The 16266-nt window shown below is 68.2% G+C and carries 6 protein-coding genes; 4 read left to right on the top strand and 2 right to left on the bottom strand.

Going from position 1 to position 16266, the window contains the following annotated elements; all coding sequences use genetic code 11:
* The first annotated feature begins 13 nt into the window (after window positions 1-13).
* From LZC95_16565 to recR, 4 genes are all read left to right on the top strand, one after another.
* Complete coding sequence (locus tag LZC95_16565) at window positions 14-967, top strand: electron transfer flavoprotein subunit alpha/FixB family protein (protein WXA98438.1); 954 nt, start codon at window positions 14-16, stop codon at window positions 965-967.
* Between the two features lie 61 nt (window positions 968-1028).
* Entirely contained in the window at window positions 1029-2930 is a 1902-nt protein-coding gene (gene dnaX / locus LZC95_16560) for a DNA polymerase III subunit gamma/tau (GenBank protein ID WXA98437.1), read from the top strand.
* A gap of 42 nt (window positions 2931-2972) precedes the next feature.
* Window positions 2973-3293, top strand: a complete 321-nt coding sequence (locus LZC95_16555) for a YbaB/EbfC family nucleoid-associated protein (GenBank protein ID WXA98436.1) — start codon at window positions 2973-2975, stop codon at window positions 3291-3293.
* Between the two features lie 24 nt (window positions 3294-3317).
* Window positions 3318-3929 (top strand): recombination mediator RecR, encoded by a 612-nt coding sequence (recR, locus tag LZC95_16550; GenBank protein ID WXA98435.1) that lies wholly within the window; start codon window positions 3318-3320, stop codon window positions 3927-3929.
* On the opposite strand, the gene LZC95_16545 is transcribed toward recR, so the two are convergent.
* Together LZC95_16545 and LZC95_16540 are read right to left on the bottom strand one after the other, a co-directional pair.
* On the bottom strand, window positions 3834-4556 hold the full coding sequence (locus tag LZC95_16545) for a DUF374 domain-containing protein (protein WXA98434.1): 723 nt from the start codon (window positions 4554-4556) through the stop codon (window positions 3834-3836). The genes recR and LZC95_16545 overlap by 96 nt on opposite strands.
* A gap of 14 nt (window positions 4557-4570) precedes the next feature.
* Window positions 4571-16141: a tetratricopeptide repeat protein gene (locus LZC95_16540; protein ID WXA98433.1), complete on the bottom strand. Its 11571-nt coding sequence runs from the start codon at window positions 16139-16141 to the stop codon at window positions 4571-4573.
* Window positions 16142-16266 lie beyond the last annotated feature (125 nt).

Below are 16266 nucleotides of genomic sequence, written 5' to 3'. Positions count from 1 at the left end.
AAGAGATCTCCAGATGAACATCCTCGTCATCGCCGAACTCCACGAAGATTCGCTCCGCAAGAGCACCCACAGCGCCATCACGTTCGCCAAGAACGTCGGCGCGCCGTTCTCGATCCTCGTCCTGGGCTCCGGTGCCGACAAAGCCGCGCAAGAAGCGGCCACGTTCGGCGCGCAGAAGGTGCTCGTGGCCGACGACGCATCGCTCAAGGATCCCTTGGCCGAGCGTTACGCGCCGGTCGTCGCCCAAGTCGCCAAAGCCGGCAACTTCGACGTGGTGGTGGTCACCGCCAGCTCCTACGGCAAAGACATCGCCCCGCGCGTCGCCGCCAAGTTGGGCGCGGGCTACGCGACGGACATCAGCGGCGTGAAGAACGACGGCGGCAAGCTGACGTTCAAGCGCCCCGTCTACGCCGGCAACGCGTTCGGCTACTGCGAAGTTCAGACGCCCGTCAAAGTCGTGAGCGTGCGTCAGAGCGAATTCGCCGCCGCGGAGCCCAGCGGTGGCGCCTCGCCGGTCGAAAAGGTCGCCCTTCCGGCGGCGGATCCGGCGGCCGCACGCGTCGAATTCGTCTCCTTGGAGGCGGCCAAGAGCGAGCGTCCGGACCTGGGCGAGGCCAAGGTCATCGTCTCCGGCGGCCGCGCCCTCAAAGAGCGCTTCGCCGAGGTGCTCGATCCGTTGGCCAACCTGCTCGGCGCCGCCGTCGGTGCGAGCCGCGCCGCGTGCGACGCGGGGTATGCTCCGCCGGAGTTGCAGGTCGGACAGACCGGCCGCGTCGTCGCGCCGCAGCTTTACTTCGCGATCGGTATTTCTGGCGCGATCCAGCACTTGGCGGGCATGAAAGGCTCGAAAAATATCGTCGCGATCAACAAAGATCCCGAGGCGCCCATCTTCCAGGTGGCCGACTACGGCCTGGTGCAAGATCTTTTCACGGCGGTGCCCGAGCTCATCACCGAGTTGAAGAAGTAGTTGTTCCCGGGATCGCGCTGGCCGCTCCAGCGCGATCCCGTTTCGTGGTAACTCCATCGGCGTGAGTTATCTCGTCCTCGCACGGAAGTACCGGCCCCAGTCCTTCGAGGATCTGGTGGGCCAGGAGCACGTCGCGCGCACGCTGGCCAACGCCATTGAGAGCGGGCGCGTGGCGCACGCGTTTCTCTTCACCGGCGTCCGCGGCGTGGGGAAAACCACGAGCGCGCGGCTTTTGGCCAAGTGCCTGAATTGCCTGGGGGAAGACGGCAGCGCGAAGGGGCCGACGGCCAAGCCCTGCCAGGTGTGTGCAGCCTGCAAGGAAATTGCGGCGGGCAACGACATCGACGTGCAGGAGATCGACGCGGCCAGCTACAACGGCGTCGACGAGGTGCGGCGTCTGCAGGAGGGACTCGCCTTCCGCCCGGCGCGCGACCGCTTCAAGATTTACATCGTGGACGAGGTCCACATGCTCTCCAACGCGGCGTGGAACGCGTTTTTGAAGACGCTGGAGGAGCCCCCGCCGCACGTGAAGTTCATCTTCGCGACCACCGAAGTGCACAAGGTGCCGGTCACGATTTTGAGCCGGTGCCAGCGGTACGACTTCAAGCTGATCTCGACGCAGCTCATTGCAAAGCGGCTCGAGGAAGTGCTCGGGCTGGAGAAGATCGAGGCCGATGCCGCAGCCATCGCGGTCATTGCGCGCGAGGCGGCCGGCTCGATGCGCGATGCGATGAGCCTGCTCGATCAGGTCATTGCCTTCAGCGGGCAAAAGCTGACCTCGGAGGACGTCTCGCGCGTGCTCGGCGTGGCCGATCGGCGCGTGCTGCACGAGTTGGGCAGCGCCTTGGTGTCGGGCGATGCGACGGCGGCGTTGCGCGTGATCGATAGCCTCGCGCAGCAGGGATTCGATCTGCCGCACCTCGCGCGCGACATCCTGCAGCACCTGCGCAACTTGGTGGTGGCCAGGGTGTCCGGTGAGGACGGGCGCGATTTGCTGGACTTGGCCGACGAGGAAGTCGCCGACGTGATGTCGCTCGCCCAAAAGACGGACGGCGACGATTTGATGCGGCTTTATCAAGGGTTTTCGAAGTCGTTCGACGACGTCGTCAAAAGCGGGCAACCGCGCGCCGCATTGGAAATGCTGCTCGTGCGCCTTGCGCGGCGCCCGGCCTTGCTTCCACTGGACGAGCTTCTTTCGCGGCTGGGCGATCTGGAACGGCGCCTTGGTGGCGCCCCACCGGCACCGCCGACAGCGCCGCGCGGTGGGGGCCCCGCAGGTGGCGGCGGAGGCAGGCCTGCCCCGCCCCCGCGCGCCCGAGCCAGCGAGCAAGAGGCGCCGGTGTCTGCGACATTTGCAGCACCGCCGCCCCCGCCTCCTCCCCCGCCGCCACCGCCTCCTCCCCCGCCGGTGCACACGAACGGCCATACGTCGCTTCCCAAGACGCCCGTCTTCGCGCCCCCGCCTCCTCCGCCGCCGGTGGTGGCGCCGGCGCCTCCCGTGTCCGCCGCCGTGCCGGCCCCGGCGCCCGTGACCGCGTTCACTCCGCCAACGGGAGGCGGGGAAAACCTCGCCTCCTGGCGTCGGGTCGTCGAGCGCGTGCGCGCCACGCGCCCTCCCCTCGCCTCGGTGCTCGAGCACGCGATTCCCATGGAAATTGGCCCCGAACGCGTCCGCATTGCGCTCGACGAGTTCCTCGCGTTTCAAGTCCGCGAGGCCGAAGCCCTCTCCCTGGTCACGCAGGAATTGCGTGCCCTCTTCGGCGAGGTCTCTTTTCAGGTCGACGACAAAACCCCGCAGCAAGCGACCGTCGCCACCCTCGCCTCCATGGCCATTGCCAAAAAGAAGGAAGAGCTCTCCGCCGCGCGCAATGCCGTGGCCGAGCACCCCTTGATCCGGCACGCCATCGCCCTCTTCAACGCAGACCTCCGCGAAGTGCGGCTTCCGGCTGGATCCGAGGATTAAAGCAATCGTCGATCGGCAGCCGTTGAACTAGGATTCTCCCCCATGCAATTCCGTGGCGGCATGAACGAGCTGATGCGCCAAGCGGCGCGGATGCAGCGCAAAATCGAGCAGACGAAAGAGCAGCTCAAAGACACCGAAGTAACGGCCTCCGCCGTTGGGGACAAGGTCAAGGCCACGGTCACGTACGGCCGCAAGGTCGTGCGCATCGAGATCGACCCCGAGTTCCTCCAGAGCGAAGGCACCGAGCTCGCGCTCGATGGCGCCTGTGCGGCCATCAACAGCGCCCTCGAGCAGGCCGAAAAAGCGATGCAGGCCGAAATCGAGAAGCTCACCGGCGGTGTGAAGCTGCCGGGTGTCGTCTAGACTTAGCAGCTAGATTCAAATCGAGTGATCACCTCGCGGTCGAAGCGCACCATCAGCCTTTTCGCGCGCCTGCCCGGCGTTGGGGAAAAGACTGCGCAGCGCTACCTGTTGTACCTGCTCACCGCGGAGGACGAGCTGGCCGCGGAGCTCGGACGTGAGCTCGTCGAGCTCCGCCAGCATCTGCGGCCGTGCACCCTTTGCGGAAACATCGCCGAGATCGAGACGCCGACGAGCACAGCCATCTGCACCATCTGCAGCGACTCGAAGCGCGATCCGTCGCTGCTCTGTGTCGTGGCGCGGGTGCACGATCTTCTCGCCATCGAGCGCGCGGGCAGCATGCGCGGGCGCTACTTCGTGCTGGGGAAGCTTCTCAGCCCGCTGGAGGGCGTGGGGCCCGAAGATCTGCCCATCGAGCGGCTCTTGGCGCGCATTCAAAAAGAGAATGTGCAAGAGGTGATCTGCGCGACGCCGCCCAGCGTCGATGGAGAAGCCACGGCGCTGCTCTTGAAGCGCGAGCTCGCGCCGCTCGGGATCACGCTGTCACGTATCGCGAGCGGTGTTCCCCATGGCGGGGACCTGGAGTTCGCGGATCCCATCACCATGGGGCGGGCTTTCGCGGGGCGGCAGCGGCTCTGAGAGCCGGCTGGAAGCCGGCGCGTGCGCGGCGTTGACCATGGCGTTCGCCGTCTCGTTTGCGGCGGCAATCCCCGCCTCGAGCTGCTCCGCCGTCGGGGCGTGCAGGGGTGCGCCGAGTACCACCTGCACGCGCGAGAATGGGAGCGGCAAGGCGAACTTGTCCCAGGCGCGCGTGGCGATCCAGGCGCGCGCGCTGGCGCTGCCCATGGGCACGAGTACGCCGCCGGTTGCACGTGCGGACAGAAGCGCGCCCTCTTTCACCTTGCCGTAAGGGCCGCGGGGGCCGTCGACGGCGAAGGCAGCATCGGCGCGATCCCGCTTCATGGTGCGGATCATCGCGGCGAGCCCGCGCACACCTCCGCGCGAGCTCGAACCGCGCACGATGGTGAAGCCCAAAAGGCCGAGCGCCCTCGCCTGCATCGCCCCATCCTGCGAGTGGCTCACCATCACCACGGTGCGCCGGCGCCGCTTCCACACGAGCAGCGGAAACTGCGTCCCGTGAAAAAACGACAGCACCCACGGTCCTTGTTCCGCATGCAGGCGCGGATCCACGAGGATCCGCACCCGCAGCGTCTTCAACCAGAGCGCCGCCACGAGCCCCAACACGAGGCCCATCACGGCCCTCACGGCTTTCACCTCTCTCAGCCTTTGAGCTCCTCCAACTTGGCCTTCGCCCGATCCAAGCTGGGCTCGTTCTCGATGGCGCGCTCGAGCATTTGCACCGCCTTGGCCTTGTCTCCCTGCTTGGCGCTGATCTCGCCCAGGTAATAGAAGACCTCGCCCTTGGAGATGCCCGTGCTTCCGTCGAGACGCTGCAACAGCAGCGCGCGGAAGGTCTTTTGCGCGCGGTCGAGATCGTTCGTCTCGAACGCGAGCACGCCCAGATCGCGCAGCACGTTGACCGACCCAGGGTCGATCTTGAACGCCATGTCGAACTGCACCAGCGCCACGTCCTTGTCGCCCAGCGAGGCCAGCGCCTTGCCCAAGCGGTGATGGTAGACGCTGAGCTCCTTGCTTCGCTTGGCGCCGTAGGAGTGAATCACCTTCTCCAGCACCTGCGTGGCATCACGCTCGCGTCCCGCGGCCGTGTACGCATCGCACAAGAGCAGCAGAAGGTCGCGATCCGTCGGCGCGCTCTTGGCGAGCTGCTCCAGCAGCGGCACCGCGTCCGTGGACGAGCCCCGCTCCTGAATGTGGATCTCCGCCGCACGCCGCAAGAGGCGCACGTAATCCGCGCGCGGCCCCGAGAGTGGCGGCGGCGACTGGCTCGCCGTCAGCGGCCCAGGCCGCCCCGTGGGACGGATGGAACCCGGCGGCTGCGTGGTCCGCGGCGCCGTCGCCACGCCTGTCACGCCGCCCGAGACGTCCGCCGGCGGCGACAGAACATCGGGATGCTCCTTGGCCACGAGCTCCGCATCGCCCACGAGCAACGCGGCAAGATCGCTCCACTTGCCCTGGCGCTCGTAGAGCGAGCGCAGCTGCTGCCGCACCTCCTCGTTGGACGGCTGAATCTCCAGCGCACGGCGCAGTGCCGCCGGTGCACCTTCCTCATCGCCCAGCTTCGTGCGCGCCGTGGCCAGGCGTAGAGCGAACCGCACGCCCGCCTCGTCCGGCACGATGCGCGTCAACGTCGACAGCGCCGTCGATGCGCGCTCCCACTCGTTGCGGCTCTCCGCCAACCGCGCAACCGCCTCCAGCGCCGCCCGATGCTCCGGCTCGCGCTCGAGGACCGCTTCGAAGGTCGCGATCGCCCGCGGTGTATCCTTCAAGCGCGTCTCGAAGACCTCGCCCAGACGCACCTTGAGCGCCAGCTCCTTCACCGCGTCCTGATCGCGCTCCGCGCGATCGATCTGCGTGTTCAGAAGCTCTGCGAGCTCCTCGTCCTGGCCCGTGCGCTCGAACAACGTCGAAAGCGCCAAGACCGCCTCGCCGTGCGAAGGCACCTCGTCCAAGATCGCCCGCAGCGTGTCGATGGCCTCCGTCGTACGATCGAGCTCCATCTCCAGCTTCGAGAGATCGAGCCGCAACAGCGTCCGCTGCTCGGGCCCCTCGGCCGAGTCGATGAGATCCTGGAGCAACCGCGCCAGATCTCCGTGGCGTCCCGCCTGCGCGTACAGCTCGCGCAGCTTCGTTTGCGCCGCGGTGTCCGTGGGATCGTCCTCGCGCAGCTCCTCGTACAGCTTGATCGCCGCGGCGACATCGCCGGCCTTCTCGGTCATCACCTGCGCCGCGCGGTGCTTCAGGCCCGCGATCTTCGGACCGTCCGCCTCGATGCCCGCGCGCCGCAGAAGCAGCTCGATGACCTCTTTGTGATCGCCCGCGCTCTCGCGAAGCTTGGTCAGCTCCTCGAGCGCCCAGAGATTGTGCTCGTCCTCCGCGAGCCAATCGCGCAGAACGCTCTCGGCCAGCGCCGCATCGCCCAGCTTGTTCTCGGCGATCTCCTTGGACTCGCGCAAAAGCTCGCCCAACGTGTGCGTGTCGTGCTCGAGCCGTGCGCGCGTGCGCAAGGTCTCCACGAGATCGCGCTCCCGCCCCGGCGCGCGCCGCAGATTCTCCAGCGCCCGCAGCACGTCCACGTTCTCCGGCTCGAGGCCCAGCGCCTGCACGAACGCCTCCTCCGAGGCGCCCTCGTTCTTCAACTCGTCGCGCCGCCACGTCGCCAGGCGAACCCAGAGTTCCGCCATGGTGTGCGTCGGCACGTCCTTCGCTTCCTTCGCTGACGCGAGCGCCTGCGCCAAGGCATCGCTCAACGACGCGAAGCCGTTTCCGCCGGCGCTGCCCGCGAGGCGCTCGGCCTCGCTCAGCACGTCGGCGTCGGTCAGATCGTCGACCAGCGCCGCCTCGAGCACCCGCTGCGCGCCCAGCGCATCGTGGCCATCCACCTCGAGCACGCGCGCCAGATCCAGCCGCGCGCGCGCCCGCTCGCGCACGCCCGGCGCACGGGTCACCTTGCGCTCGTACAGCTTCGCAAGATCGTCCGTCCGCCCCAGCGAGCGATACACCGATTCGAGCGCCTCGAACGCCTCCTCGAACAGCGCATCGCGCTCGAGCAGTTGCTCCATCGCGCCGCGGCTCGCCGCGTGCTCGGGCACCTGCTCGACGGCCAGCCGCAGGGTCGCAAGGCCCTTCGACGGCTCCTCGAACTCGTGAATCTGCAACGTCGCCAGCCGGTGGTACAGATCCGCCTGCGCATCCGGCGCCGCTTCCACGGCAATGCGCCGCTCGAGAACATCGGCCAGCGCCCGCGCATCGCCGAGCCGGCCGAAGAGCCGATCGAGCGCCGCCAGCACCGTCTCGTTGTCGCCCGATTGCTCGGCGGCCGACACGAATGCCCGCGCAGCGCGCGCATCGTCGACGAGCTTCTCCTCGGCCACCTTGCCGAGGCGCATGAACAGGTCCGTCGCGATGGCCGGGTCGAACAGCGACCCCGCACGCTCGGCGAGCGCATCGGCGTACCGCTGCCACGACTCGCCCTTGTTGCTCGCGCGCCCCGCCGCACGCTCGCACAGCCGCTCGATCTCGGTGTGCAGCTCGGCATCGTCGGGCGCCTCCGACAGCGCACGAAGCAGCGCCGCCTCGGCCCGATCCAGATCTTCGAGCTTTTGCTCCGCCACCTCCGCAATCGCGCGGAGCGTCTTGGTGCGCTCGACCGGTTCCGTTTCCGCGCGAAGGCGCATCTCCAGCACGAACGCGAGATCTTCGTGCCGCCCCGCCGTCCGCAACACCGGCTCGAGCGCCGCCGCGGCCTCACCCCGCAGCTCGTCGCGACTCTCGCCCAATTCGCGGATGGCCTTCGCGGCCTCCTCGTCGAACGCCCCGCTCTCGAGCACCTCGCGGTACGCGCCGAGGGCCTGCGGTGCATCGTCGAGCTCGTGCGCGAGCAGGGCGCCGATGCGCTTGCGCAACGTGCGCCCTTCCGCCTCGTCCTGGGACTGCGCGACCTGCAGGCGCAGGTTGTCGAGCAGCTCCGGCCACATCTTTTCGGCCGTGTACAGCTTGTCGAGCCGCCGCACCACGTCCACGTCACCGGAACGCACCTCGAGGGCTTGGTTGAGCAGCTCGATGGCCTCGCGCCGATCCGACAGCCCGTACTCGTACCGATTCGCGGCGTCGAGATAGAGCTGGAACTTGAGGTCCGACTCGTCGTCCGAGCAGAGCTCGACCCTCCGCCGGTACAAGTTGATGAGCCGCGCCGGATCGTTCTTCGCCTCGTACAGCTCGATGAGCCGATCCATCGTGAACGCGCTGTCCGGCTCCAACTCGAGCGCCCGCTCGAAAGCGTCGATCGAGCCGTTGCCGTCCTCCAGCATGTCGCGCCGCACCTCACCGATGCGCCGCCACGTGCTCGCACGCTGCTCGTCGTCCGTGGTGAGCTCGGCGCGCTTGCCGAGCACCCGCTCGAGCATGGTCCAGTCGGCGAGCAAGGTCGCCAACTCGTCCATCTGCTCCAGCGGCTCGATGTCCGTCTCGTCGGCTCGGAACAGCCGATCGTACGCGTCCAACGCCGCACGCGGATCGTCGCGCTTGTCGTTGTGCAGACGCGCCAGGGCGCCCAGGAGCTCCTTCTCGGCGACGCCGGACGTGCGCTCGATACCGCGTTGGTAGGCGTCCGCGAGATCGTCCCAGCGACCCGTCACGCCGGCCAGGCGATCGAGCTCGGCCCGTGTGTCGCCGTCGTCCGGATCGAGCACGAAGGCATCGCGAACCGCGTCGAACGCCTTGTTCGGATCTTTGCCGCGCGTCTCCCAGAGGCGCGCCGTCTCGCGGAAGATCGCGACCTTCTCCGAGTCGTCGTCGGCGATGCCGAGCCGCTCGTCGTTGACCGCCACGAGGTGCCGCCAGTCGTCGGCGCGCTCGTAGATCGGCCGCAGAATGTCCACCACGTGCGCCTTGTGCTCCGGGTCCGCGATGAGCGCTTCCAGCGCCGCAATCGCTTCCCGAGCCGCCGCCGAATCGGGCCCGAGCTCCACGACGCTCTCGTATTCGTCGATGGCCCCGGCCGTGTCGTTCAGCTTCTCCTGGAGCAGCTTGCCCAAAACGATGCGGAACTTCGCCTCGTCGTCGGGCAGCGCACTGTGCTCGGCGCGACGCCGCGTCAAATCGGCCAAGTCCGTGTAGCGCCCGCGCCGGTCGAACAACCGCGCCAGCGACTCCAGGGACTTGACGTCCGTCTCCTCCACCTCGAGCGCCTGCCGGTACGTCTCGATGGCCAGGTCGTCGTTCTCGAGATCGGTCTCTTGCAGCTGCGCGATCGTGTGCAACGTCGCCAGCCGCGCCGCCGGTTCCTCGCGGTATTCGAGCGCGCTGCGGTACAGATCGACGCGCGCCTGCGGCTGCTTCGTCTCGCGCAGGATGCGGTCGATCGACTCGAACGACTCGTCGTCCTCCTCCGGCGCGAACGCGTGCGCACGACGGTAGAAGGCCAGCGCCTTCTCCGGATCGCCGAGCTGCTCGTACAGCTGGCCCGTGCGCCGCGCCAGCTTGGCCGTCGCCGGCTCGTCCGCGGTGACCTTGCCGAGTTCCGTCGCGTAGATCTCCGCCAGCCGCGCCTCGGCGTTGGCCACGCGCGCGAGCCGATCGAGCTCGTGCCACGTGGGCTCGTCGGTGAGATCCTCGGCGAGCAACTTCGCCGTCGTCTCCAGCGCGGCCGGGTAGTTCTCCTCTTGCTCCTCGTGCAAGCCCGCGAGGCGCCGCAGCAGTTGCCGCTTCTCGTCGGGATCTTCGCTCACGTCGAGGCGTGCCTCGAGCGTGGTCATCACCCGGCGCCAATCGAGGCGCGCCAGGTAAACGTGCTCGAGCATCTCCGCCGCCCGCGCCGCGTGGGCGCGATCGGCCATGAGCCCTTCCAGCGAGGCCACGGTGGCCTCGTGGCGGCTGTCGAAGCGCAGCGCCGCCTCGTACTGGTCGAAGGCGCGGTGGTGATCGACGAGCCGCACCTCGAAGACCTGACCGAGCTTGTGGTGCAGCCCCGCCTTGACGTCGCCGGGCGGCCCCTTGCCGATGCGGCCTTCGTAGAGCGAAATCAGATCGTCCCAGCGCTCCGTGGTCGTGAACAGTCGCTCCAGCGCCGAAAACGCCGCGTCATCGTGCCACGTGTCGTGGATCTGCCGGTACGTGTCGATGGCCCCCGAGGGGTCCTTCAGCGTCTCGTCGGACAGGCGCGCCTGCTTGAACAGGATGCGCCGCTTCTCCGAGTCGTCCTCGGCCACCTCGGCCCTGCGCCGCAAAATATCGAGCAGCGCATTCGGGTCGTTCGCCTCCTCGTACAACGTCTCCAGCGCAGAGAGCGCCGTGCGATCGTCGCCACGGAGCTCGAGCGCCTTCACGTAGTAGGTGCGCGCGCCCGCCTTGTCGGAGAGCGCATCGCGCAGGAGCGAAGCGACCTTCAAGGTGACCTGCACCTGCAGATCGCCGTCGGCCAGATCGGGTGCGACCTCGCGAAGCAGATCGACCAGCTCGGGGTACGCGTCGATCGACTGCGCCAGACGCTCCGCGCGCTCGAGCCAGGGCAAGAACTCCTCCGCCGACTCGGCCTCGCGCAGCGCGCGAAGCGAGTAGCCGAAGGCCCTGCGCGTATCGCCCAAGGTCGTCTCGGCGGCGCGCGCAGCTTCTCGGTACAACTGCAACCGCGCCTCGCGCTCCTCGGCGTACTCCGCCTCGATGTCGATGACCCGGAGCAACGATTCTTCCTGCCCGTCCGCCTCGTAGAGCGGCCGCAGAATGCCAGCCACCTCGCGGCGCACGTCCGGATGATCGAGCAGCCCTTCCAACGCCGCACGGCTCGGTGCGTGCGCCGCGTCGATCATCAGCGCCTGCCGGAACGCCTCGATGGCCTGCGGCACCTCGTCGAGGCGCTCGCGCCGCACCGCACCGAGCTTGCCGAGCAGCGCCAGCCGCCCCTCCTCGGTTTCGGCAATGGCCAGGCGCGCCTCGATGGTCTCCGCCAAATCGGGCCACCGCTCCGCCGTCTCGTAGAGCCGCTCCAGCGCCGAAAGCGCGCCTTCGTCGGGGCCGAACTCGTCCACCAACGCGCGGTACGCCAAAATGGCTTCCGGCACGTCCGACAGCCGATCGGCCAAGGTCGACGCCACGCGCTCCATGAACTGGCGGCGCGTCTTCGGCTCGTCCACCTGCCGCTCGCGCGCGCGCAGAATGTCCACCAGCGCGCGCCACTCTTGTGTGCGCTCGTACAACCGATCGAGCGCGCCCAGCGCCGCACCGTCGAGCGGATCGTCGTCGAGCCGCGCACGCCAAGCTTCGATGGCGCCCTTCGGATCGTCGAGCGATGTCTCGCAGAGCTCACCCAGGCGACCCTGGATTTCTCGACGCGCCGCCGCGTCCTCTTCGAGCCGCACCTCGGTGCGCAGAATCTCCGCCAGGTCCTTCGTGCGTCCCGACCCCGCGTAAATCCGCTCCAAGGAGCGCGCGATGGGCAGCGCCAGCTCGGGCTCGTCGGGGCCGATGTCCAGCACCTGCCGGTAGACGACCTCCGCGCGATCGCTGTCGCCGAGGTAGCGCTCGAGAAGCTGCGCCAGCTCGCTCAAGATCTGCGCGCGCGGCTGCGGCACATTCGCCGCCTCCGCCGACTCGGCGAGCACGCGCGCGGCCTCCTCGAAGGCCCCGAGCTTCTTCGCCAAGGTGAGCAGCCCATTGCGGGCGTCCACGTCGTCCGGCGCGATCGGCACCAGGCGCGCGTACACGTCGAACGCGCCCTCTTGCAGGCGATCGTCGCGCAGCTCCGCAATGCGGCGCAACAGCTCGCGCCGCTCCTCGATGGCCTGCGCCGTCTCCAAGCGCACTTCGAGGATGCGCACCAAATCGCGCGGCGCATCCAGCGAGACGTACACGTGCTCCAAAATGACGGCCGCGCGCGGACGCAATTCGGGAACGTTGAGGCACTTCTCCGTGAGATCGCGCGCCTCGCGGTTCGTGGGATCCGCCTGAAGCACGTCCTCGAGGAAGCCAATGGCCGTCGCCGGATCCTCGAGCCGCGCCGTGTACAGCGCCCCGAGGCGCAGCTTGAGCGCGACCGCTTCGTCGAGCGACGCCACGGGCAACCGGCCCCGCAGAAGGTCGGCCAGGCTGGTCCAGCGCTCTTCGCTCGAGTAGAGCGAATCGAGCGCGCGCACCGTCTGATCGTGGTTCGGTTCGAGCTGCAAAATGCGCTCGTAGTACGCGATGGCCTTGGGCCGATCGCCGGTGATCTCCTCGGCCACCAGCGCCACGTCCGCGAGAAGATCCGCGCGCCGGCTCAAGTCCGGAGCCGCCGAAATGGCCTTCTCGTAGAGCACCTCGAGCTCGTCCCACCGCTCCAGGGTCGTCAGGATCTGCTTCAAGCGCTGGAACGCGCGCTCGTTGCTCGGATCGCGCGAGAGAATGCGCTCCAGGTACGGCTGCGCGGCCACGATGTCGCCGAGCATCTCGTCGTACAGAGTCGCCGCACGCTCCGCGAGATCCATCTCCACGGAATCGGGGAGGCCCGTGTTCCCCGTCGGCGGCACGGCCTCCACGATCGCGTGCACGAACTGCTGCGCGCGGTGCGTGCGGTTCGAGAGCACCGCGAGGCGATCCCACAGTTCGAGCTCCATGGGGAACTCGGACGCGGCGCGCGCGATGACGTCGAACGCCGTCGTCAGCGCACCCACCTTCCCTTCGTACACGTCGGCCAGGCGCGAGTAGAGCGCGATGCGGTCTTTCTTGGCCGCCGCGGTCGCGATCATGACCTCGAGCACCTCGGCCTGCTGCTGCGCATTGCCCGTCTGGTCGTAATGCGCCTCCAGAAGCACCGCCGCGCGCCCGCGCGTCTCGGGCACGTGGAGAAGCTCCTCGATGACTTCCACGGCACCGCGGTACTCCGGCGTTCCGCTTCCGTGTGCGCTGCCCGGCGGCGGATGCGGCACGATATCGAGCGCGCGCTGTGCCGCCGCCAATGCATCCAGCGGCCGCTTGAGCGACGACATGTACAGCCGCGCGAGCTCCACCTCACGCTGCGCGCGATCGACGCCGTCGCGTTGATCGCGGTCTTTTTCCAGTGCCTCGGCGGCGCCTTGCGCATCGCCCGCCGCGCGAAGCAAACGCGCCAGCGAACGCAACGCGCCGCCATGCTGCGGCACCAACTCGAGGATCTTGCGGTAGATGTCCACCGCGCGCTCGGGCGAGCCGAACACGTCTTCCTCGAGCGTGGCCCACTCGTTGTAGAGGTGAATCTTCCACGACGTGTTCGCCCGTGCGACCCGCTGATCGAAGAGCCAGCGCAGGTCCTCTTCCCGGCTCTCGCTGCGCAGCAGCTGATCGAGCGCGCCCACCGTCTCTTCGTCGTCCGGGCTGTCCTCGACCAACGAACGGTACGCCGTGATGGCATCGTCGATGCGCCCCAGTTCCAGCGCGTACACTTGCGCGATCTTCGAGCGCAACGTCCGCCGCGTGGTCTCGTCAGGTGCATGCTTTGCACCCTCGACGAGCCGCGCATTCAGCGTGGTGACGAACGCTTCCCATTCGCCCGAGGCCCGCGTCGCCTTCTCGAAGGTCTCCAGCGCCTCCGCACGATCGGGATCCAGCTGGTACGCACGCCGCGCGTACGCGAACGACCCGGCGCGATCTTGCAGGTTGTGCCCGGTGATGTGCGCCAGCTTGTGCAGCAGCTCGAGCTTCTCTTCGTCGTCCGTCGCGTGCTGCAGCAGCACCTCGTACAGAGGAGGAAGGCGCGCCCACTTCTCCTCGCGCTCGTAAAGCGGCACCAGCGCCGCGGCGGCGCGCTTGTCGTCCGGCCGCACGCCGAGAACGCGCTCGTAAGCGCGGAAAGCCCGCTCCGGCGCGCGGAGCCGGTCCACGTAGACGTCCGCCGCGCGGTACGAGAGCTCGATCTTCGCGTCGGGCTCCGCCGTCCGATCCGCCGCCGACGAGAGCACCTCCGCGAGCCCCTCGAAGTCCTCCGTGGTCGCGTAAAGCTCGGTCAGCCCGTCGTAATCCGCCCCCGCGAGGAAGGTATCGCGAAGCACGCGCAGCGCCTTCGGATGCCCCGGCGACAGATCGAGCACGCGCCGCCACGCCCGCATCGACCCTTTGGGGTCCTGCAACCGGTCCGCGTAGATCGATCCCAGCTTCTGCAAGATGGCCAGCTGCGTCTGCGTCCCGCCCGGCGAGCCCGCGGCAAGCTCCACGCGCCGCTCGAGCACCTCGGCCACCGTCGCGTAGTCCTTCTCGCGATCGGCCAGCTTCTCCAGCGCATCGAGCGCCTGCTGCGAGCTTGGCTCCTCCGCGAGCACCTTCTTGTACGCCACCATGGCGTCCGCCCCGCGATCGAGGCGGTCCGCCGCGAGCTTGGCCATCTCCAGCCAGAGCGCGCGCTTCTCCTCGCCGGTCGGATCGGTGCCCGCCTCGACGTCGATCTCGCGCGGCGTCTCCTGCTCGAGCCGCTCCACCTGCCGCGCGAGCAAGTCGTACAGCGGCTTGTACGCGCGACGCTTCGTGTAAAGCTCACGCAATTTCTGGTTCGCCTCGCGGTCGTCGGGCGAAGCGTCGAGCAGCTTCTCGTACGCATCGACCGCGTTCTGCATGTTGGAGAACTGCTCCAACCAGCGCCGCGCCACCTCGCGGTAAATCTCGGTGCGCGCACCGATGTCCGTCTCGAGCTCCGCCACGCGCGCCTGCGTCGCGAGCATCTCGCGCCAGCGCCCCAGCGCCGCGTACACGCGGGCCAACTCGCGCGCTGCGTCCTTGTCCTCCGGATCGAGCGTCGAGATCTGCGACAGCACCGTCACCAGCGCCGAGTCGTTCTTCAGATCGTTGCGGTAGATGGCCGCGATGTCCCGGAGCACGGGAAGCCGCGCCTCTTTGTCCTCGACCCCGATCTTCTCGAGGTCGCCGCGCAGCAGATCGGCCAGCGCATTCCAGCCGCCCGTCTGCCGATACAGGCGCTTGAGCGCCTGGCGCGCTTCCTTGTTGTTCGGATCTTGCCGGAGCAGCGATCGCCACTGCTCGATGGCGCGCGTCGCGTTCGCGCCATCCTCCGCGAGCTGCGCGAGCTCGGCCACGATGGTGGCCCGCGTGGGACCATCCGTGAGCACGCGCTGTGCGTCGGTCAGGATCTGCGTGAGGCGCCCGAACTCACCCTTCTCGTGGCACCACGCACGGAAGAACGTGAGCATCTGCGGGTGCGCCGGCTCGATCTTGCGCAGCCGCGCAAAATACGGCTCGGCGGCGTCCGGCCGCTCGCGCATCTTCCAGTGCACCATCGCGATCTGGAGCAAAATCCCGGCTTCCTGGCCCTGCGTGAACGACGACGCCGCCAGCTGGTCTTCGTAGAGCGAGACGAGGCTGTCCCACTCCTGCTTCTCCGTGAAGCGATCCACCAGCGCGGCGGTCGCCTCCACGTTGCCCGGCGAAGCATCGACGACCGCGGCGTACGCCTTCATCGCGTTCTCGGGATCGTTCAGCCGCTTCGCGTAGACGCGGGCCAGCCGGAGGAAGGCCGCGCTCTTCTCCTCTTTGATGGGGCTCTCGCGCGCGAGCAGCTCGAGCACCTCGGCCACCAGGACGTAGTCGCCCTTCTGCCGGTAGATGCGCTCGAGCAACAAGGCCGCACGGCGGTTCTTCGGATCGATGTCGAGCGCCTTCTTCGCGCCCGTCACGATCTCGCCCTCCAGCGCCTCGAGCTTCTTCTGCCCCTTGGAGCCTTCGCCCTGGAGCTGCGGCCGGCCGTAGCGGTACGCCGCCTCGGCGCCGGTCACGAACAAGGAGCTCTTGAAGGCGGGATCCTTCGTGCCCTTGGCCTCGTCCACGTAGCGCTTGACGATCTCGAACCATTTCGTGCGCTTGCCCTCGGCCCGTTCCAGGGCGTCGACCGCGACCCGTTCGCCGGGGCGCAGCTCGAGCAAGTGCATGTACGCGAGGCTCGAGCCCTCGTCGTCGAGCAACTCCTCGTCGAGGACGCGGGCCAGCTCAGTGACCAGCGGGGCTTCCCGCTCGGTCCCTTTGGCGACCTCGACCTCCCATTGGAGCAACTTCGCCACGGCCTCGTATTCGCGGCGCAGCTCGTGCGCACGGCGGGCCGATTCCAGGAGGGCTCCTAGCTCCTCCGTGGAAAGTTCCGACGACAGCTCCTGCATTGCCTGCGGGTTGCCAAAGAAGGCCCCGAGATCAGCCCACGCCTGCCCGTTGTCCGGATCTTCTTGAAGAACACCGAGAGCGTTTCGAATCGTCTGCGCGCTCATCCATCACCCTGGGGCCTAGGCCCCCATTCGCACGTGCTCACGCTGCTGCCTTATTGACCAAGCTGCCTTTTAGGGCCCGCCGCGGTGAGGTGACTCGTGTTCGGAGACGCGAAAACTCCCGGGAA

The sequence above is a fragment of the Sorangiineae bacterium MSr12523 genome (assembly GCA_037157775.1).
In the GTDB taxonomy this organism is placed as follows: Bacteria; Myxococcota_A; Polyangia; order Polyangiales; family Polyangiaceae; genus Pendulispora; species Pendulispora brunnea.
The sequence above is the reverse complement of the archived record's forward strand: the minus strand, read 5'-3'. Positions and strand labels throughout refer to the sequence as shown.

Bases quoted from the DNA above. Each gene is read 5' to 3' on its own strand.
- LZC95_16555 (WXA98436.1), top strand. From the start codon at position 2,973: ATGCAATTCCGTGGCGGCATGAACGAGCTGATGCGCCAAGCGGCGCGG.
- LZC95_16565 (WXA98438.1), top strand. From the start codon at position 14: ATGAACATCCTCGTCATCGCCGAACTCCACGAAGATTCGCTCCGCAAG.
- LZC95_16540 (WXA98433.1), bottom strand. From the start codon at position 16,141: ATGAGCGCGCAGACGATTCGAAACGCTCTCGGTGTTCTTCAAGAAGAT.